At 62.4% G+C, this 18,959-nt stretch carries 16 protein-coding genes; 7 read left to right on the top strand and 9 right to left on the bottom strand.

What is annotated here, in order from left to right; translation table 11 throughout:
• Positions 1-90 precede the first annotated feature (90 nt).
• The 3 genes from OCA5_RS08665 to OCA5_RS08655 form a co-directional block, all read right to left on the bottom strand.
• Positions 91-1,335, bottom strand: a complete 1,245-nt coding sequence (locus tag OCA5_RS08665) for a methyl-accepting chemotaxis protein (protein WP_013913061.1) — start codon at positions 1,333-1,335, stop codon at positions 91-93.
• 143 nt (positions 1,336-1,478) lie between these two features.
• Positions 1,479-2,663 (bottom strand): efflux RND transporter periplasmic adaptor subunit, encoded by a 1,185-nt coding sequence (locus tag OCA5_RS08660; protein ID WP_012563461.1) that lies wholly within the window; start codon positions 2,661-2,663, stop codon positions 1,479-1,481.
• Positions 2,653-5,847, bottom strand: coding sequence for an efflux RND transporter permease subunit (locus OCA5_RS08655; protein ID WP_012563462.1), 3,195 nt, complete (start codon positions 5,845-5,847; stop codon positions 2,653-2,655). Before OCA5_RS08655 ends, OCA5_RS08660 begins: the two co-directional genes overlap by 11 nt.
• A gap of 225 nt (positions 5,848-6,072) precedes the next feature.
• Here OCA5_RS08655 and OCA5_RS08650 point away from each other — a divergent pair, with 225 nt between their 5' ends.
• From OCA5_RS08650 to OCA5_RS08645, 3 genes are read left to right on the top strand one after another with little or no spacing between them, the layout of a single operon-like run.
• Positions 6,073-6,405 carry a DMT family transporter gene (locus OCA5_RS08650; protein ID WP_193372379.1) on the top strand — a complete coding sequence of 111 codons (333 nt, stop codon included), beginning with the start codon at positions 6,073-6,075 and terminating at the stop codon, positions 6,403-6,405.
• A gap of 9 nt (positions 6,406-6,414) precedes the next feature.
• Complete coding sequence (locus OCA5_RS19265) at positions 6,415-6,564, top strand: hypothetical protein (protein ID WP_012563464.1); 150 nt, start codon at positions 6,415-6,417, stop codon at positions 6,562-6,564.
• A gap of 7 nt (positions 6,565-6,571) precedes the next feature.
• Complete coding sequence (locus tag OCA5_RS08645; protein ID WP_012563465.1) at positions 6,572-6,811, top strand: DUF6719 family protein; 240 nt, start codon at positions 6,572-6,574, stop codon at positions 6,809-6,811.
• An 18-nt stretch (positions 6,812-6,829) separates the two neighbouring features.
• Here OCA5_RS08645 and OCA5_RS08640 read toward each other — a convergent pair whose 3' ends face one another.
• On the bottom strand, positions 6,830-7,360 hold the full coding sequence (locus OCA5_RS08640; protein ID WP_012563466.1) for a CreA family protein: 531 nt from the start codon (positions 7,358-7,360) through the stop codon (positions 6,830-6,832).
• A gap of 322 nt (positions 7,361-7,682) precedes the next feature.
• Between OCA5_RS08640 and OCA5_RS08635 the strand changes: the two genes are divergently transcribed.
• The 3 genes from OCA5_RS08635 to OCA5_RS08625 all read left to right on the top strand — a co-directional run bounded on the left by OCA5_RS08635 (position 7,683) and on the right by OCA5_RS08625 (position 10,572).
• Complete coding sequence (locus tag OCA5_RS08635) at positions 7,683-8,963, top strand: L,D-transpeptidase (protein WP_012563468.1); 1,281 nt, start codon at positions 7,683-7,685, stop codon at positions 8,961-8,963.
• A 107-nt stretch (positions 8,964-9,070) separates the two neighbouring features.
• On the top strand, positions 9,071-10,015 hold the full coding sequence (locus OCA5_RS08630) for a polysaccharide deacetylase family protein (RefSeq protein ID WP_012563469.1): 945 nt from the start codon (positions 9,071-9,073) through the stop codon (positions 10,013-10,015).
• A gap of 11 nt (positions 10,016-10,026) precedes the next feature.
• The gene (locus OCA5_RS08625) at positions 10,027-10,572 is read left to right on the top strand and encodes a dihydrofolate reductase family protein (protein WP_012563470.1); all 546 of its coding nucleotides are present in this window, start codon (positions 10,027-10,029) and stop codon (positions 10,570-10,572) included.
• Between the two features lie 7 nt (positions 10,573-10,579).
• Here the strand turns inward: OCA5_RS08625 and OCA5_RS08620 are convergent, their stop codons facing one another.
• From OCA5_RS08620 to aspS, 3 genes are all read right to left on the bottom strand, one after another.
• Positions 10,580-11,053 carry a DoxX family protein gene (locus OCA5_RS08620; RefSeq protein WP_012563471.1) on the bottom strand — a complete coding sequence of 158 codons (474 nt, stop codon included), beginning with the start codon at positions 11,051-11,053 and terminating at the stop codon, positions 10,580-10,582.
• Between the two features lie 152 nt (positions 11,054-11,205).
• Positions 11,206-13,509 (bottom strand): NADP-dependent malic enzyme, encoded by a 2,304-nt coding sequence (locus OCA5_RS08615; RefSeq protein ID WP_012563472.1) that lies wholly within the window; start codon positions 13,507-13,509, stop codon positions 11,206-11,208.
• A 41-nt stretch (positions 13,510-13,550) separates the two neighbouring features.
• Positions 13,551-15,323: an aspartate--tRNA ligase gene (gene aspS, locus OCA5_RS08610; protein WP_012563473.1), complete on the bottom strand. Its 1,773-nt coding sequence runs from the start codon at positions 15,321-15,323 to the stop codon at positions 13,551-13,553.
• Between the two features lie 370 nt (positions 15,324-15,693).
• Between aspS and rnd the strand changes: the two genes are divergently transcribed.
• Entirely contained in the window at positions 15,694-16,854 is a 1,161-nt protein-coding gene (rnd, locus tag OCA5_RS08605) for a ribonuclease D (RefSeq protein ID WP_012563475.1), read from the top strand.
• Here the strand turns inward: rnd and OCA5_RS08600 are convergent.
• Positions 16,851-17,417, bottom strand: coding sequence for a hypothetical protein (locus OCA5_RS08600; RefSeq protein WP_012563476.1), 567 nt, complete (start codon positions 17,415-17,417; stop codon positions 16,851-16,853). The genes rnd and OCA5_RS08600 overlap by 4 nt on opposite strands.
• A 5-nt stretch (positions 17,418-17,422) precedes the next feature.
• Entirely contained in the window at positions 17,423-18,919 is a 1,497-nt protein-coding gene (gene ppx, locus OCA5_RS08595; RefSeq protein ID WP_162096603.1) for an exopolyphosphatase, read from the bottom strand.
• Positions 18,920-18,959 lie beyond the last annotated feature (40 nt).

The following is an 18,959-nucleotide window of genomic DNA, read 5'->3' as shown; positions in this document are numbered from 1 at the left end:
AAAAGGCGGAGGCTTGATCTTTTCCAAATAAAATCAGGCGCCGAGCGAATTGCTCAGCGCCTGTCGTGATTCGGTTACATCACAATTCGTTCAAGCGGCGCGCACTTGACTCAAGAACTCATCCACAGCACGCCGCAACAATCCGGCCTGATGATCGAGGCCGCGCGCCCGCTCGAGAACATCGGATGCCGTTTGCCCGGTTGCGGCGGCCGCATCGCTGACGCCGCCAATGTGCTCATTTATTTCCGATGAGCCCGCTGCCGCAGCATGAATGTTGCGCGCGATCTCTTCCGCCGCACTTCCCTGCCGCTCCACGGCTGTCGAGATTTCTCCGGCGATGTCGCTCATCTGGTTGATGGTCGCAGCGATGTTGCTGATCGCGAGCACAGCATCCGCTGTCGTCGACTGCATGTTGGTGACCTGAGCCGCTATTTCCTCGGTCGCCTTCGCCGTCTGGGTCGCGAGTGCCTTCACTTCGGAGGCAACCACGGCAAATCCGCGCCCGGCCTCGCCCGCACGGGCTGCTTCAATGGTCGCATTCAGCGCAAGAAGATTGGTCTGTTCTGCGATGCTTTGAATAAGCTGGACCACGAGGCCGATTTTTTCTGCGCCACCCGACAGCAGTTGCACGGTGGAGTTAGTCTGCTCAGCCTCGCCGACCGCCTTCCGGGCGATCTCACTCGACTGCATCACCTGACGGGAGACATCGGCGACAGAGGTATTGAGCTCCTCCGCGGCATCCGCCACGGTCTGCACGTTCTCCCGCGCCTTCTCCGAAGCACTGCGGACAACGCCCGCGCGTTCGGTGTTGTGGCTCGCGGTCGACGACATCAGTTCGGCGGTCGTTTCCATCTGCGAAGCGGAATTTGCAACCGCTTCGACAATCGCGTTGACGCTGGTCTCAAACCGGTCGGCAAGTGCCACCATGGCCTCGCGACGCTCCTCGACCGCCCGCTTCTCTGCATCGTCACTCTCGCCCTGCATCGTCTGCAGATGTGCGATCCGGCCACGTACCGCCTGAAGGCTCGCTGCCATCGCACCGAACTCGTCACGGCGTTCTGTGCAGGGAATTTCGTCACCCACCTGCCCCTCCGCCATCTGCTGCAGGGAGGTGTCAAAGGTCCGTAGCGGCCGCAGGAGACTATATCGTATCGCCCCAAACAGAAGGCCGGCACCGGCCACAACACCGCCAAACACGGCTATCCCGGGTACGATTATATCGCCTCCATCCGCCAGCGTGCCGGCATAGAAACCGGCTCCCGCAGCCACGGCGATGGTTGCGACGGCGGCTCCGCCAAGCCGCGTCGCAAGCGAAATCCTGTCGAAAAGCCGCATCATATCCCCCGGAAAAAATTTTTAAGAATTTTTAAGCGGCAGGATATTACCCGCGATAGATTGTCTTTCCCTTAATCAAGCAGACAATTTCGGGCGCCGCGAGGCAACGCCCACGATCCCGCTTGTTCGGGAAGAAGGAAGGCTTAGTCCGCGCGCGAGGTCTTCTCGCCGGTCTTGCTCTTCCCGCCTGCGATCCGCACCGGATCGCCATCGACCACACCATCAGCAGGGGTGACTACGATACGATCGCGGGACGTAAGACCGGTCGCGATCTCGATCTCGCGGCCGAGGTCACGGGCGATCGTCACCTTCCTGAAGCGAATACGATCATCGGCATCGACAACGGCAACGCTCAAGCCGTCGCGGTTGAAGATCAGCGCGCTTGCGGGAATCGACAACAGATCGCGCTCACTCGTCAGAGTGAGCGTGACGTCAGCATAGGAGCCTGGCCGCAGATCTCCATCCACATTGTCGAGGGTGAGCTGCATCCGCGACGTGCCGGAGCCAACCTCCACTGCGTGCGAGGACGATTCCACGACCGCCGGGAACGTGCGGCCAGTATGCTCCGGCACCGTGATCGACGCCACGCTGCCGATCTTGATAGCCGCCAGATAGCTCTGCGGCACATTCACATAGACACGCAGCTTCTTGATGTCCGAGACGACGAACATCGCCGCACCCGTGCCGGTGCCGCCGTTGATCAGCGCACCGACATCGGTGTTGCGCTCAGTGACGACGCCATCGAACGGCGCCTCGACGCGCTTGTAGTCCGCGAGCGCCTGCAGGCGATCCACATTCGCCTGCATCGCCTTCACCTGCGCGTTCTTGCTCGCAAGATCCGCGGTGCGCTCATCGATCTCCTGCAGCGAGACAAAATTCGAGGCGAGCAGTGACTGGCGGCGCTTCAACGTCGCGGCGGAGAGCTTCGAGGCGGCTTCTGCATTGGCGAGGTCGGCACGGGCCTGCAGCAATTGCTGATCGAGGTCCGGCGCATCAATCTCAGCCAGCAACTGCCCTGCCGTCACCTTTGCGCCGATATCGACATGCCAGTTCTTCAGATAGCCGCTGACACGCGCATAGATCGGCGCGCGATAGTAAGCCTCGAGCCGCCCCGGCAGCGTCAACTTCGCGCTCGGCGGCTTGGTATTCGGCAGAGCGACGGCGACGGTCGGCACCGCCTGCGCATCGGTCCACTCCCGAAGCCGCGCATTGCCGTTCTCGCGCACGACGATTCCGGTAACCACGACGACCACGATCACGGCCCCCGCAATCAACCCGGCGAGGCGCAGCTTCCGCCGCGGGATGTGGGTCTCGGAATCAGACGGCATGAGACATCTCCGGAAAAGCCGGTCCCGGCTTCATATATCGCTTGTGGTGAAGCATACTGAAGACCACCGGCACCAGCATCAGTGTCGCAGCGGTTGCGAAGACCAGGCCGCCGACCACTGCGCGACCCAGCGGCGCATTTTGCTCACCGCCCTCGCCGAGGCCCAACGCCATCGGCGCCATGCCGATAATCATCGCGAGCGCAGTCATCAGCACCGGACGGCAACGCACGAAACCTGCCTCGAGTGCCGCCTTGACGGGATCGCCGCTGCGGTCAAGTTCCTCACGCGCGAAGGCAATGACGAGCACGCTGTTGGCGGTCGCAACGCCCATGCACATGATCGCACCGGTTAGCGCCGGCACCGACAACGTCGTGCCAGTGACGAACAACATCCAGATAATGCCAGCGAGCGCGGCTGGCAGCGCCATGATGATGACGAACGGATCGGTCCATGACTGGAAGTTCACCACGATCAGAAGGTAGATCAGCACGATCGCACCGATCAGGCCGAACAGGAGACCGGAGAACGCGCTGTTCATCGTCTCCACCTGCCCCGACAGCACCACCGTGCTGCCGCGCGGCACGTCCTTGGCAGTCTCATCCAGCACCTTGCGGATGTCGGCGGCAACGGCGCCGAGATCGCGGTCCTGCGGCGTGGCGAAGATCTGCACCATCGGCTGAATGTCATGCTGCGAGACCACCGCATTGGTGGCCATGCGTTTGATCTCGGCAATGCCACCCAGCAGCGGCAGGTTGGGCGCACCGGCAGCGTTGATCTGCACCGTCTGCAGCTTGCCGAGCGAATCCATCTGGTATTGCGGCGTCTGCATCACGACGGAATAAGACACGCCGTTCGCCGGGTTCAAAAAGAAGGTCGGCGCGACCTGTGAACTGCCCGCGAGATTGACAACAAGGCTATTGACCACGTCGCGTTCGGTCACGCCGAGATATTGCGCGCGGGTGCGATCGACATCGACGTTAAATCCCGGCGCGTTCGGCGATTGCTGGATGCGTGCGTCCGCCACGCCCGGAATGCGACGCAGCCGCCGCAACAGATCGTTGGCATAGGCGTAGTTTGCCTGAATGTTCGCGCCGCGGATCTGAAGATCGATCGGCGCGGGCGAGCCGAAATTCAAAATTTGACTGACGATATCGGCCGGCAGGAACGCAAACGATACGCCGGGGAATGCGCGCGGCAGTTGCTCGCGCAACGCCTTAACGTAAACGTCGCTCGGCTGATGGCCTTCCCTCAGCTTGATCTGGATATCGCCATCCTGCGTGCCGATCACACCGGTGTTGTTGTAGGTCATGTTGATGCCGCTATAGGGAATGCCGATGTTGTCGGTCATTGTTTCCAGCTCAGCGGCAGGAATGATCTCGCGAATGGCTTTCTGAATGTCGGCCAACTGATTGGCAGTTTCCTCGACGCGGGTCCCGACTTGCGTACGGACATGCATCAGGATCTGGCCACTATCCACCGAGGGGAAGAAATTGCGCCCGAGAAACGGCACCAGCAGGAACGAGGCCGCGACAAAGCCGAGGAAGCCGCAGACGAAAATGGCGCGATGGTTCAGCGCAAGTTGCAGCAGATCGCGATAGCCGTTGCGGAAACGCGCGAACTGCGCCTCGAAGGCGCGCTGGAATTTGACCAGCGGATTGCGCGACGGCGCTGGCGGGATCGGGTTGCCATTCTCATCGCGCGGATGCGGATGCAGCATGTACTTCGCCATCGTCGGCACCAGCGTGCGCGACAGGATGAACGACCAGATCATCGCGAACATCACCGCTTCGGCCATCGGCACGAACAGGAAGCGCGAGACACCGGTGAGGAAGAACATCGGTACGAACACGATACAGATGCAGAGCAGCGAGACGAAGGCCGGCGTCACGATCTGCGCCGCACCATCGAGAATGGCGGGCTCGACCTCTTTGCCGTGCTCCAGATGCCAGTTGATGTTCTCGATCGTCACTGTTGCGTCGTCGACCAGAATACCGACCGCGAGCGCAAGGCCGCCAAGCGTCATGATGTTCAGCGTCTCGCCGATCAGCGACAGCATCGCGACCGAGCCGAACACCGATAGCGGAATCGACACCGCGATGATGATGGTGGAGCGCCAACTCCCCAAGAATAGCAGGATCATGACGCTGGTGAGCAGTGCGGCGAGGATACCTTCCTTGGCAACGCCTTCGATCGCACCCCGCACGAAGATTGATTGATCGCCGATGAGGCCGATCTTCAGCGTTTCCGGCAGCGTGTCCTTGACGTCGACGATCTTCTTCTTGATGCCGTCGATGATATCGAGCGTCGAGGTCGAGCCCGCCTTCAGCACCATCATCAACACCGAGCGATTGCCGTCGACATGCACGATGTTGGTCTGCGGCGGGTTGCCGTCACGCACCTGCGCCACGTCGCGGATGTAGACCATCGCGCCGTTGACGGTACGGATCGGCAGATCGCCGAGTTCCTCGATCTTCAGCGGCGAGTTGTTGACCTGAATGATGTATTCGAAACTGCCGATTTTCTGGTTGCCGACCGGCGTGATCAGGTTCTGCGCCGCGAGCGCATTGGCGACGTCCTGCCCTGACAGGCCGAGCGCCTGCAGCGCCGTCGCGTTGAGATCGATCTGGATCTGGCGCAGCTTGCCGCCATAGGGCCACGGGATCGCAGCCCCCGGCACCGTGACGAGCGGCGTCCGCAACTGGTTGGTGGCGAAGTCGGCGAGGTTCTGCTCCGTCAGGCCATCGCCCGACAGCGCGAGTTGCAGGATCGGAACCGTGGAGGCGCTGTAGTTCAGGATCAGAGGCGGCGTCGCGCCCGGAGGCAACTGCTTCAGCATCGTCTGCGCGATCGCCGTCACCTGCGCGTTAGCAGTGCGAATATCGACGTTGGGCTGGAAGAAGATCTTGATGATGCCGATGCCGCCATAGGAGTTGGCGGAGATATGCTCGATGTCGTTGACAGTGGTGGTCAGCGCGCGCTGGAACGGCGTGACGATACGGCCCGCCATCTGGTCCGGCGGCAGACCGGTGTAGTTCCAGACGACGCCGATCACCGGAATGCGGATGTCCGGGAAGATGTCGGTCGGCGTGCGCAGCGCCGCGAGCGGGCCCACGATCATGAGCAGCAGCGCAAGAACCACGAACGTATAGGGTCGCTGCAGCGCAATACTGACAAGCCGGTTCATGAACAGCGCATTCCGATCAGCGATCCTGGTGAAAGTCCCCGAAGGGAAGCGGTTCGCAGCCGCCTGTTTCTCTATACGGAATCCGGGGGATGCGAGGCAACGCCGGCGGGGTCACAGTCCAGTGTGGAGCGGCGCGCGGGCACTTGTCCAAACGTCTAACATCCCTTGCCCATGCCCCTGACGACGGCGCGGGGTGCCCGAATCAGGCCGCAACCGGTACGATAGATCATGACGTATCTCTACCTGGTTGCCGCTATCGTCTTCGAGGTCATCGGAACCGCCGCGCTGCAGGCATCCGAGCAATTCACTCGCCCAAAACCGCTGGTCCTCACCGCGTTCGGCTACATCGCGTCGTTCTATTTTCTGTCGCTGGTGCTGCGGGCGATGCCGGTCGGCATCGCTTATGCGATCTGGTCCGGGCTCGGCGTGGTACTGATTACGCTCGTCGGCTTCGTATGGTTCGGTCAGCGTCTCGACATGGCGGCCGTCATCGGGCTCTCGCTCATCATTGCCGGCGTTGCCATCATCAATCTGTTTTCCAGGACCGTCGCTCATTAGGAAAGCGTCATGCCGAACCGCAACATCCTCATTCTCGTCATTGCCGCTCTTGTCGGAGCCGTCGCCGTGCTCGGCTACAATCTCTATGAGGCGAAGAAGGAGCCGAAGGGCCTGCAGATCAACGTCGGGCCGGATGGCTTGAAGATTCAAAACAAGTGAGGGGACGATGCGCGCAACACTGATCCTCGCCGCACTTGTGCTCGCCGCCAGCACACTGCCCTCCTCCGCGCAGACCGTATCGCGCGAGAGCGACATCACCCATATCCGGCTCGGGCAGCGCATCCTCGTCGATGACGGAAGCTGCCCGACCGGTCAGATCAAGCAGGTCACCGGTACGACGCTCACGCCGCAGGGCATCAGCACCGTCAAGCAATGCGTGCCGCGGCGTGGCGCGCGGCCCAACTGACAGCTACGCGCTTGATGCTCATTTCTCGAGGAAGTCGCCGCACTTCTGGATGGTGTCGCCCGCGCCCCATGGCATGATCGGAATCGAAGACGTCGAGTTCTGCGGCGAACCTTCGATCAGCCTATCCGAATAGACCATGTAGACGAGCACGTTGCGCTTGGCGTCGCAGCCCCGCACGATCTGCATCTTCTTGAAGAACAGCGAGCGACGCTGACGGAACATATCCTCGCCTTGCGAGAATTTCGCCTTGAACCGGATCGGCCCGATCTGCCGGCACGACAGCGAGATATCCGACACCTCCTCGGCGATGCCGAGCCAGCCCTTGTAGCCGCCCCTTTCCGGCACCGTGAAATGGCAGGCCACGCCTTCCACGTCCGGGTCATCGAGGCCGTAGGTCGCGAGCTTATCGTTCGGGCTCAAAAGCTTGAACACGGTCGAGCGCCGGAAAATCAGGTCCGGCTCTTCCGCTGCCTGGCTTGGCGCGACGAGACACACCGAGATTACGGCGACACAGACGGACAGGCACACGGCCCATTTCAGGTTCGGCATTTTGGTCCTTCGGCTGCGCGGGCAAGCGCCCGCTTGGCGGCATACGCGTGCAGGTAGGCAGGTTTTCCGGGAAAGGAACGTCATTGTGACCAAAAATCCTGCCTTATTAATCGGATGTCAGTTTCCCGCCGCTAGCGTTCCTCCCGCCGGGGCCGGCTGACGAGCCGCCCGGCATTCGCGCGCGTCGGATTTCCGGCTGCGAAACGGCGGTAATTGAACAGTGGGACTTGGCGTGAATAACCAAATACCTCTGGCGAGCCTCGAACAAGCCCTTCACCCCCATCGGGCCATCTCCCTCCGCTCCCTCGCTCTCGCCTCGGCCGTGGCGCTCATCGCCTGGCCATCGGCGGCGCAGGCGCAGTTCTTCTGGGATTTGGACAATGATGGTCCCGACGTCGAGCGCTCTTACGTCGAGCCACCACCCGCCCCGCGCCCGCAGGTCAAACATACCCGCAAGGCCCAGAAGCCAGCCGTCATCAAGGAGGCGGCGAAGCCGCAAGGCCCGGTCCTGATCTCGATCTCGATCGAGGAGCAGCGCCTTAAGGTTTACGATTCCAACGGCCTTTATGCCGAAACGCCGATTTCCACCGGGATGCGCGGCCATTCGACGCCGATGGGCGTATTCAGCATCATCGGCAAGAAGAAATTCCACCGCTCTAACATCTATAGCGGCGCGCCGATGCCCTACATGCAGCGCATCACCTGGTCGGGCATCGCGCTGCACGCCGGCGTGCTGCCGGGCTATCCCGCCTCGCACGGCTGCATCCGCATGCCGATGAACTTCGCCACACGGATGTACGGCTGGACGCGCATGGGCTCGCGGGTCGTCATCGCGCCGGGGCAACTGTCGCCGGTCGACTTCGAACATCCGCTCCTGTTTACCCGCCGGCCCGAGCCGAAGTTGACCGCGACTTCGACGCCGGCGCCGAATGAAACCGGTACAACAGCCACGGACAAGCAGGCCGACGCGCCGCTGCCCGATCTGAAGACCGGCCTGAACCTGCAGGACGGTCCGCGACAGTCCGATATGCTGATCCGGATCGCCGATACGGGCGACACGGTGCTCGCCGCCACGCCCGCGATCATGCGCGAGAGCACCGATACGACCGCACCCGTCCAGCCGAACGCCGCCACGCCTGCGCCTGCCACGGATGATCCGGCAGCGAGCACGGTGCCGGTCAAGCGCACCGGGCACATCGCTGCCTTCATCAGCCGCAAGGAAGGCAAGATCTTCATGCGGCAGAATTTCGAGCCGTTGTTCGAGGCACCCGTCACCATCGCTGATGGCGGCCCGCTCGGCACGCACGTCTTTACCCTGCGTGCGGACAAGGACGATCCGAAGGCTTTCAAATGGTCGGTGGTCTCCCTGCCGCCACGGCAGGCGGCCGCCTCTCAGCCGCACAAGACCAAACGTGGCGAGCGCACGCCCGTCGAGGTGGCGTTGCCCTCACCCTCAGTTGCACTCGACCGGATCACCGTGCCCGCCGACGCGATGGACCGGATCGCAGACGCCATGATGCCGGGGGACTCGCTCACCGTATCCGACCTCGGCCTCGGCGGTGAAACCGGGCGCGGCACCGACTTCATCGTGCCGCTGCGTTAACCTCACACCAAAGCTTTCCCCAGCCGCGATTTCCCGCATGGCGCAATCGCAGCGGGGCCGCTAGGCTTCCCTCGGAATGCGGCAGGGCCGCATATCGGGGGTGTGCCATGCGTCTTAAATCCGGCGTTGCATCTGTCACTGCCGTGCTCTCCATGTTTGCGGTCGGCGCCGCGTGGTCGCAAACCGCGCCCCGCCCGGCTGCTCCGTCTCCGGCTGCAACCGCAGCCCCACCGCCCGCTGCCACACCGCCCGCGAACGCCAAACCCGCCTGCGCAAACCCGAACGCGCTCGGCGTCAGCCGCGTCATTGCCATCAACACCACCGGCGGACCCGGTTTCGGATTCGAACATTTCAAACAACTCGACTTCCTGCGCGAGAAGGAAGTGGTGCTGACCTTCGACGACGGCCCATGGCCGGTGAACACACCGGCCGTCGTCAAGGCACTCGAAGAGGAATGCACCAAGGCAATCTTCTTTCCGATCGGCAAGCACGCGACCTATCATCCGGAAATCCTGAAATCGGTTGCCGCACATGGCCACACCATCGGTGCGCATACCTGGTCGCACGCGAACCTCAACAACAAGAAGCTCAACGACGAGCAGCGTAAGGCCGAGATCGAGAAAGGCTTCAGCGCGGTGAAGTGGGCGCTCGGCGCATCGCCCTCGCCCTTCTTCCGTTTCCCGGCCCTCCAGCATCCGCCGGCGATGGTGACCTACCTGGGCGAGCGCAACGTCGCGATGTGGTCGTGCGACGTCGACTCCTTTGACTTCAAGGCGCGCAACGCCAAGAAGATCGTCGACACCGTGATGAATAAGCTCGACAAGGTCGGCAAGGGCATCATCCTGATGCACGACTTCCAGAAGCACACAGCCGAAGCGCTGCCGGAACTTCTGAAACGGCTCAAGGCTGGCGGCTATAAGGTCGTGCAGGTGACGACCAAAACAAAGATCGAAACGATTGCGGCCTATGACGAGGACGTCGTAAAAGGCCTGAAACAGCCAGTGGTCAATTCGCGGCCGCTCTCAAGCGTGGTCGAAACCATCTCCGAATAAGCGAGTCCGTCTTGCCGATCGAAGCCTATGTCATCGTCTCCGCCAACGGCATGCTGGCGGACTCCTCAGGCGTCATGCCGGATTCGCTGAAGTTTCCCGGCGATCAGGCTTTCTTTGAGGGCGCGCTCGATGAAGCCGATCTCATTGTCCACGGCCGCCACTCCCATGAGGATCAGGCGCGCTCGAACGAGCGCATGCGCGTGGTGCTGAGCCGCGCCGTTCCTGCGCTTGCGCCAGATCCCGATCATCCGCGCTCGACGCTTTGGAACCCGGCCGGCGCTTCGTTCGAGGAAGCCTGTGCAGCAGCGGGCGTTACGCCATCCGCAAAAATTGCGGTGATCGGCGGCCCGCACGTCTATGCGCTCTTCCTCGGCCAATACGATGTATTCTGGCTGTCGCAGGCACATAGCGTTCAGATCGAAAACGGCCTCGGCGTTTTCCCCGACGTGCCCGCGCGAACACCGCAGGACATTCTCGCAGCCTCCGGCCTGCACGCCGCAGACACGCGCGTATTCGATGCCGAACGGCGCGTCGATCTCACGGCCTGGCGGCGTTAATTCGCGATCAGAAATCGGTGTAGGACGACGCCCTGTCGGTATACGTCGCCCGGACGGGTGCCGCCTCACGCGGCCGCCCCGCAATCATCAGCAGCGCGCCGATCAACGCTACGCTCTTCAATATCTCGAACACGGCCGCGGTACGCTCGACGCCTGCCGTATTCCAGACGTCATGCAAGGCAACGGCCGAGATTGCGAGCATGATTGCAAGCACCATGGCCAGAGCCCGCGCGCCGAAGTTGGCCGCGATGGCAACACCGCCCGCAACTTCGAGAATGCCGCCGAGGATGACAATCAGTTGCGCGGTCGGCAGACCGGTAAGGCCCTCGATCTGCGTGGCGATATCCGTCAGGGATGCGGGAATGACGAGATGTGCGCTGACGATCTCGGCTGCCGCCGGAATATCGAGCAGCTTGGCTGCGCCGGAGGCCATGAACAGGATGGCGAACAGAACACGACCGATGACGTAAAGCGTCGGCATAGTCCACCCCACTGACCATCAAACGGTTCGATACCGTAGGCCGAAGACGGGTGGCTCACTTTCCATAAGCCGTCCGCCTTATCGGCGATCTCAGGCCAGCATATGCGCAGGCCGGGCAAGACGCCACTGCTGTCTCACCCGGCCTGTAAGCATCAGGCGAACAGGGTCGGCTGCTTCATCCGCTCCTGCGCTTCCACCACCGCGACGGCCGTCATGTTGAGAATGCCGCGTGCGGTCACGGAAGGTGTCAGAATATGCGCGGTCTTCGCCGGGCCGATCAGGATCGGGCCGACTGGCAGCGCGCCGGACAGCACCTTGATCATCTGGAAGGCGATGTTCGCGGCATCGAGGTTCGGCATGATCATGATGTTGGCCGAGCCCTCGAGGCGGGAGTGCGGCAACACCTGATTGCGCGCCATCTCCGACAGAGCGCTGTCGCCCTGCATTTCGCCATCCGACTCGATTTCCGGATGGGAGCGCGCCAGCAACTCGGTCGCGCGGCGCATCTTGTGCGCCGACTCCGAGTCATGGCTGCCGAAATCCGAATGCGACAGGAAGGCGATCCGCGGCTTGATGCCGAAGCGCTGCACATGCACCGCCGCAAGCGCTGCGATTTCCGCAAGCTCCTCCGCCGTCGGATTCTGGCGGATCTGAGTGTCGGCGATGAAGTATGACCCCTTGTTCGTAATCAGGAGCGCAAGCGCTGAATAGTCGGTGAGCTCCGGTCGGATGCCGATGATCTCGCGAATCCGGCGCAGGTGGCTCAGGAAGCGCCCCTCCACGCCGCACAGCATCGCATCCGCCTCGCCGCGCTGAACCGCAAGCGCCGCGATCACCGTCGAATTGGTGCGCACCAGTGTGCGCGCCGCATCCGGCGTAATGCCATGACGGCCCGCGACATCGACATAGCTCTGTACATAAGAGCGATAGCGCGGATCGTCTTCAGGATTGATGAGGTCGAAATCCTCGCCGGCCTTGATCGAGAAGCCGGCACGCTTCAAACGCGTCGCGACGACGCTCGGGCGACCAACGAGAATCGGGCGTGCGATCCCTTCCTCGATCACGGCTTGCGTTGCGCGCAGCACGCGCTCGTCCTCGCCCTCGGCGTAGATCACGCGCATCGGCTGATTGCGCGCCTTCGCAAACACCGGCTTCATGATGAGACCGGAGCGGAAGGCAAAGCGGCCGAGCTCTTCGGCATAAGCCGTGAAATCCTCAATCGGGCGGGTCGCCACGCCCGATTCCATCGCAGCCTTCGCCACAGCAGGCGCAACGCGCAGAATGATACGCGGATCGAATGCGCCGGGAATCAGTGAACCTGGACCGAAGCCGCGCGATTCCGTGCCGTCGAAACCACGCGTCACGACGTCCGACGGCGGATCGCGCGCGAGTTGCGCAAGTGCATCGACCGCCGCGCGCTTCATCTCCTCGTTGATCGCGGTTGCGCCAACGTCGAGCGCGCCGCGGAAAATGAAGGGGAAGCACAGGACGTTGTTGACCTGGTTCGGGAAGTCCGAGCGGCCGGTGCAGATCATCGCATCGGGGCGCGCCTCGCGCGCGACGTCCGGCATGATTTCCGGCGTCGGATTGGCGAGCGCCATAATGAGCGGACCATCTGCCATCGTCTTCAGCATCTCGGTCGTCAGCACATTCGGGCCCGAGAGACCAAGGAACACGTCCGCACCGACGATGGATTCCGCTAGCGTGCGCTGGTCCGTCTTCTGCGCGTAGATGGACTTCCATTTGTCCATCAGCGTATTGCGGCCCTCATAGACGAGGCCGTCGATATCGTTGACCCAGATGTTCTCGCGTTTCGCACCCATCGAGACGAGAAGGTTGAGGCAGGCAAGCGCCGCGGCACCCGCGCCAGCCGTCACGATCTTGATGTCTTCGAGCTTCTTGCCGTTCAGCACCAGCGCATTGCGGATCGCAGCGCAGACGATGATCGCGGTGCCGTGCTGGTCGTCATGGAACACCGGAATTTTCATCCGGGCCTTGAGCTGCTCCTCGATCTCGAAGCACTCGGGCGCCTTGATGTCTTCGAGGTTGATGCCACCGAAGGTCGGCTCCAGCGCCGCCACCGTCTCCACGACATTCTTGACGGTATGCGCATCGATCTCGATGTCGAACACGTCGATACCGGCGAACTTCTTGAACAGAACCGCCTTGCCTTCCATCACCGGCTTCGAGGCCAGCGGACCGATATCGCCAAGGCCGAGGACGGCGGTGCCGTTGGTGACAACGGCAACGAGGTTCGAACGGATGGTCAGGGAGGCCGCCTGAGCGGGGTCCACAGCAATCGCCTGGCAGGCTGCGGCTACGCCGGGGGTGTAAGCAAGCGCAAGGTCGCGCTGATTTCCAAGTGGCTTTGTCGCTTGAATTTCAAGCTTACCGGGACGCGGCAAGCGGTGGTACGATAATGCGGCGTTACGCAACTCGTCCGACGACTGTCCCATTTCTGAAGCCAATGTATCCCGCCGTTTCGGCGCTCCCTCATTCAGTTCTGTGGAAGATTGAGTCTGATGTGCAACTCACGCAACTGCTGAGTGGTCACGTCGGAGGGCGCCCCCATCAGCAAATCCTCTGCGCGCTGGTTCATCGGGAATAGCGAGATTTCGCGCAAGTTGTTCGTGCCACACAGCAGCATAACAATTCGATCTACGCCTGCCGCCATACCACCGTGCGGCGGTGCGCCATACTGGAAGGCGCGATACATGCCGCCGAAGCGCTCGATGACCGTCTCCTCGCCATAGCCCGCGATCTCGAACGCCTTCACCATCGCAGCCGGCTTGTGGTTGCGAATACCACCGGAGGCGATCTCGTAGCCATTGCAGGCAATATCGTACTGGAACGCCTTGATGGTGAGCGGGTCCTGCGTCTGCAGCGCCTCGAGCCCACCCTGCGGCATCGAGAACGGGTTGTGCGAGAAGTCAACCTTCTTCTCGTCTTCGTTGTACTCGTACATCGGGAAGTCGACGATCCAGGCTAGCTCGAACCGATCCTTGTCGATCAGGTTCAATTCCTCGCCGAGCTTGGTGCGCGCGAGGCCCGCGAACTTCCAGAACTTCTGCGGATCGCCGGCGACGAAGAAAGCCGCGTCTCCTTCCTTGAGGCCGAGTTGATCACGGATCGCAGCGGTACGCTCGGGACCGATGTTGTTGGCGAGCGGACCTGCGCCCTCACCTCCCTCGCGCCACATGATGTAGCCGAGACCGGGCTGCCCTTCGCCCTGCGCCCACGAGTTCATGCGATCGCAGAACGCACGGCTGCCGCCGGCGGGCCCGGGGATTGCCCAGACCTCATTACCCTCCTGCTCCAGCATGCGCGCGAACACCTTGAAGCCCGAGCCGCGGAAGTGCTCGGAGACGTCCTGCATGATGAGCGGGTTGCGCAGGTCCGGCTTGTCGGTGCCGTACTTGCGAAGCGCCTCTGCGAACGGGATACGCGGCCAGTTCTTCGTCACCGGCTTGCCGTCGGCAAAGTCCTCAAACACGCCGGTGATGACCGGCTCCATCGCAGCAAAAACATCCTCTTGCGTGACGAAGCTCATCTCGAGGTCGAGCTGATAGAACTCGCCCGGCAGGCGGTCAGCGCGCGGGTCTTCGTCGCGGAAGCACGGCGCGATCTGGAAGTAGCGGTCGAATCCCGACATCATCAGGAGTTGTTTGTACTGCTGCGGAGCCTGCGGGAGCGCGTAGAACTTGCCGGGGTGGATGCGGCTCGGCACAAGGAAGTCGCGCGCGCCCTCCGGCGAGGACGCAGTCAGGATCGGCGTCTGGAACTCGAAGAATCCGACCTCCTTCATCCGGGCCCGCATGGAATCGATGATCTTGCCGCGGGTCATGATGTTCTGGTGCAACCGGTCGCGGCGCAGATCGAGGAAGCGATACTTGAGCCGGATTTCCTCCGGGTATTCCTGATCGCCGAACACCGGCATCGGCAACTCGGCCGCCTCGCCCAGCACCTCGATCTCGTTGATGAACACCTCGACAGCACCGGTCGGCAGTTCAGGATTGTCGGTGCCATCCGGGCGGCGACGGACCCGGCCGTCGAACTTCACCACCCACTCGGAGCGCAGCGTTTCGGCCAGCCGGAACGCCTTGGAATCCGGATCAACCACGCATTGCGTGATGCCGTAATGGTCGCGCAGGTCGATAAACAGGAGGCCACCGTGGTCGCGGATGCGATGGCACCAGCCCGACAGCCGGACGTTGGAATCGATGTCGCTCTCGCGGAGCGCGCCGCAGGTATGGGACCGGTAGCGATGCATGGAAATCCTGAAAAGGCTTCTAAAGGAGAATCGGAAAAGCGCGGAAGCCCGCGCGTGGCAGGGGTTTACCCGAGCCGGGTCGGCGCGGCAACCGACGGATCGGCCATCCCGGGCTGTATTCGGCGCAAAAAGTCAGTAAAAACAAGAGCGCCCCTGCGCCGTGTCGCTCCTTCCCGGCCTGGCAACCGGCCCTCGGGTCCCATTGCCGCGCAGGGCCCCGGAGGTGCAGCAGCGTCCATCCCACGGCGCAGGATCAGGGGCAGCAAGATCATTCGAGGGTCGAACTGTCTGAAAAGGCGACCTAAAAAATCAACTCTGCCCCACCCGAACCAGGGGCGACATCGTCCTTCCAAACCTTTATGCAGCACCCATGGAATTGATTAGCACCACCGAGCAGCTCAAAGCCGTCTGCGAGCGGCTTGCGCAACACCCGTTCGTCACCGTCGACACCGAATTTCTGCGTGAGACGACCTATTACCCCCTGCTGTGCGTCGTGCAGCTCGCCAGCACCGATGAAGCCGTGGTGGTGGATGCGCTCGCCGAGGGTATCGACCTCAAGCCGTTCTTCGATCTCATGGCGAACGAGAAGGTCCTGAAGGTTTTTCACGCCGCGCGGCAGGATATCGAGATCGTCTGGCATCTCGCGAACATCGTGCCGCATCCGGTGTTCGATACTCAGGTTGCCGCCATGGTGCTGGGCTATGGCGACTCGATCGCCTACGACCAGCTCGTCGGACGTATCACCGGCCACAAGCTCGACAAGACCCACCGCTTCACCGACTGGTCGCGCCGGCCGCTGACGCAGGAGCAGACGACCTACGCGCTCGCCGACGTCACGCACCTGCGCGACGTCTTCCTCGTGCTCGATGCCGATCTCAAGAAACGCAATCGTGCCGACTGGGTCAGCGAGGAAATGCAAATCCTGACCTCGCCCGCCACTTATCACACGCCACCCGAGCGCGCATGGGAGCGGCTCAAGACTCGCGTGCGCAAGCCGCGTGAGCTTGCAGTGCTGATCGAGGTCGCGGCATGGCGTGAACGTGAGGCACAAAACCGCGACGTGCCGCGTTCGCGTGTGCTGAAAGACGATGCCATCGGCGATATCGCCACCCACGCGCCGACGACGCTCGAAAAGCTCGCACACCTGCGCTCGCTGCCAAAAGGCTTTGATCGCTCGCGCTGGGGGCAGGACATCATCGATGCGGTCAAGCGCGGGGTCGAGCGCAATCCCGCGACGCTGCCCAAGCTCGACAAACCGCGTAACAATGGCAACGGCGCCGCGACAGTCGAGCTTCTGAAAGTCCTTTTGCGGATGACGTCCGAAAAGCATGCCGTCGCAAGCAAGATCATCGCGACGGTGGACGACCTCGAACAGATCGCCGCCGACGATGCGGCAAACGTCTGCGCCATGCGCGGCTGGCGGCGCGCACTGTTCGGTGAGCCTGCGCTCGCGCTCAAGCACGGCAAGCTTGCACTCGCCATCGAGAAGGGCCGCGTCGTTCCAGTAACGGCGAAGGACGAGCCCGGCTAACCGCGCTTCGGCCCGAGCAAGGTTCGCTCGACCACCCGGCTCTGCCATCCTGCCGGCACGGTGATGTCGAGCGTGTCGTCGCCGATGATCGCGAACTCATCGCCTGGCCCGAGCACCATCAGCTTGCGCCAGCAACTGAGAAATCCGGTCGCGCCGTCGATCATCTCCTGCAGCGACTTTTCATAGCGAATGCCGCGCGGCCGCCGCAGCCACACCACCCGCGATCCGGCGATCGGTTTTGCGTCCCCATGCAGGTGATAATAGAGGCCGCCATGGCCGAAATCGGTTCGTCGCGATACCGCCGCGTGAACCTCCCAGCGCTCCGGCTTCACGGCAGCCAGGTTCAGCGTATCGAGCGCCGCTGACGACGTGACAAAGCACCAGTCCTCATAGCCGCGCCGGCCATTGAGCCACGCCACCTCGGAGACACGGTATGTCGCGGAGGTCTCAAGGCCGGGAGGCGGTTCTGCGCCGAGGTCTGAGTGAAAGCCGACCAGTGCGGCTTCGTAGTCGCGCGGGTCGACACTTGCGAGCGGCAAATGCCAAAAAACGTAAGCCAGCATAATTCCTAGACAGTCTCCACTGCGCCGGTTTGCCCGGCGAGTTTGAGACATTGCCGGAAACGGTTGCTGACGCGATCAGCGACTATATTGGCGATCCGATGCTCAACGACCAGAAATATTTTTCGCTTACTTCTCCGGAATCGGGTTGCGGAGAGAATCCCGGGATGCGCGGAGGAAATCGAATAGCCGACGCGCAGCATCTGGCCGACAAGACGCGCGCGCGCAACCATCTCTGGGGGCAGTAACGAGAGAAGCTCGGTGTGCGGCTCATTCTTCGGGCTGCCGCCCGCATAGCGGAAATAGACGGCGAGCGCGAGAAAGACGCGCTCCTCATGGCTTGCCGCGCCGAAATTGCCGTTGGCGATGACGTGCAGTGTTTCGTCGCCGCGATAGTCGGGATGCGCGCGCCAGCCGATGTCGGACAAAAGACAGGCCGCATGGCGAAGTCGCCTGTCCTGTTCATCTTCCACGATGGCCGCGGTCCTGACGAAGCGATCGGTCCAATCGATCAGGTCGTCGGCATGGCGCGGCACGCGCGAGCGCAGATCGTTCAAATGCCGCGCAGTCGAAATCAGCCCATCTTCCTGCCGAACGCGCTCGGGCAGCATCTCGAACAAAAGGCCCTCGCGCACGCCGAAGGTCGAGAACGTGATCACCGAGGGCTTGGCCATGAGGATGATATGCTCAAGCACCAGCGCAGCGTAAGCCAGGAGCGAGCGTCGCGCTTCCACGACCGTATCCATATCAGCAAGCGTGCCGGCCGCCGCGAGTTTGCGCAGGCGCCGGACGAAGTCGAGCGCGCTTGCGGCCGAGATACTGTAGCCATGCATCACCCGCAGCGGATAGCCGCTCTGGAGGATGTGAATCCGCGCCAGCGCACGCCATGTGCCGCCGACGGCATAGAAGGCTCGCCCCTCTCCCGCCTTCAGTTGCGGCACGGTGGCGAGTTTGGTCCGCACGATCCGCGCGGCCTTCTTGATCGACTTCTGCGATGAATCCTGGAGCGCAAGGCCACCGAGCGGCAACGTTACGCCGGTGTGCACACGATGGCCGCGCACATCGATCAATTCGAGCGAGCCGCCGCCAAGGTCGCCGACGATGCCATCGGGCTTGTGCACGCCGGAAATCACGCCAAGCGCGGAGAGCTTTGCCTCACGCGCACCGGACAGCACTTCGATATGGAGCCCGCAGATACGTTCCGCCTGCGCGATGAACTCCGGCCCGTTGGTCGCGTCACGACATGCCGCCGTGGCGATCGCATAGAGGCGGCCGACCTTCATGAAACGGCAGAGCGCGCGAAAACGCTTCAGCGCAACGAATGCCTTCTCGACCTCACGCTCACCCAGCAGACCCGTGGTCTGAACGGCACGGCCGAGACCGCACAGCACCTTTTCGTTGAGGATCGGCGAGAGGCTGCGCGTCAGCTCCTCGTAGACAACGAGACGCACCGAGTTGGAACCGATGTCGATGACGCCAACGGTTTTCTCTTTCGGATTGAGGATCAGAGGCCAAGGCAGCGAAGTTGACAGCGACGTTCGCGAA

The sequence above is a fragment of the Afipia carboxidovorans OM5 genome (genome assembly GCF_000218565.1).
Taxonomy (GTDB): Bacteria; Pseudomonadota; Alphaproteobacteria; order Rhizobiales; family Xanthobacteraceae; genus Afipia; species Afipia carboxidovorans.
The sequence above is the reverse complement of the archived record's forward strand: the minus strand, read 5'-3'. Positions and strand labels throughout refer to the sequence as shown.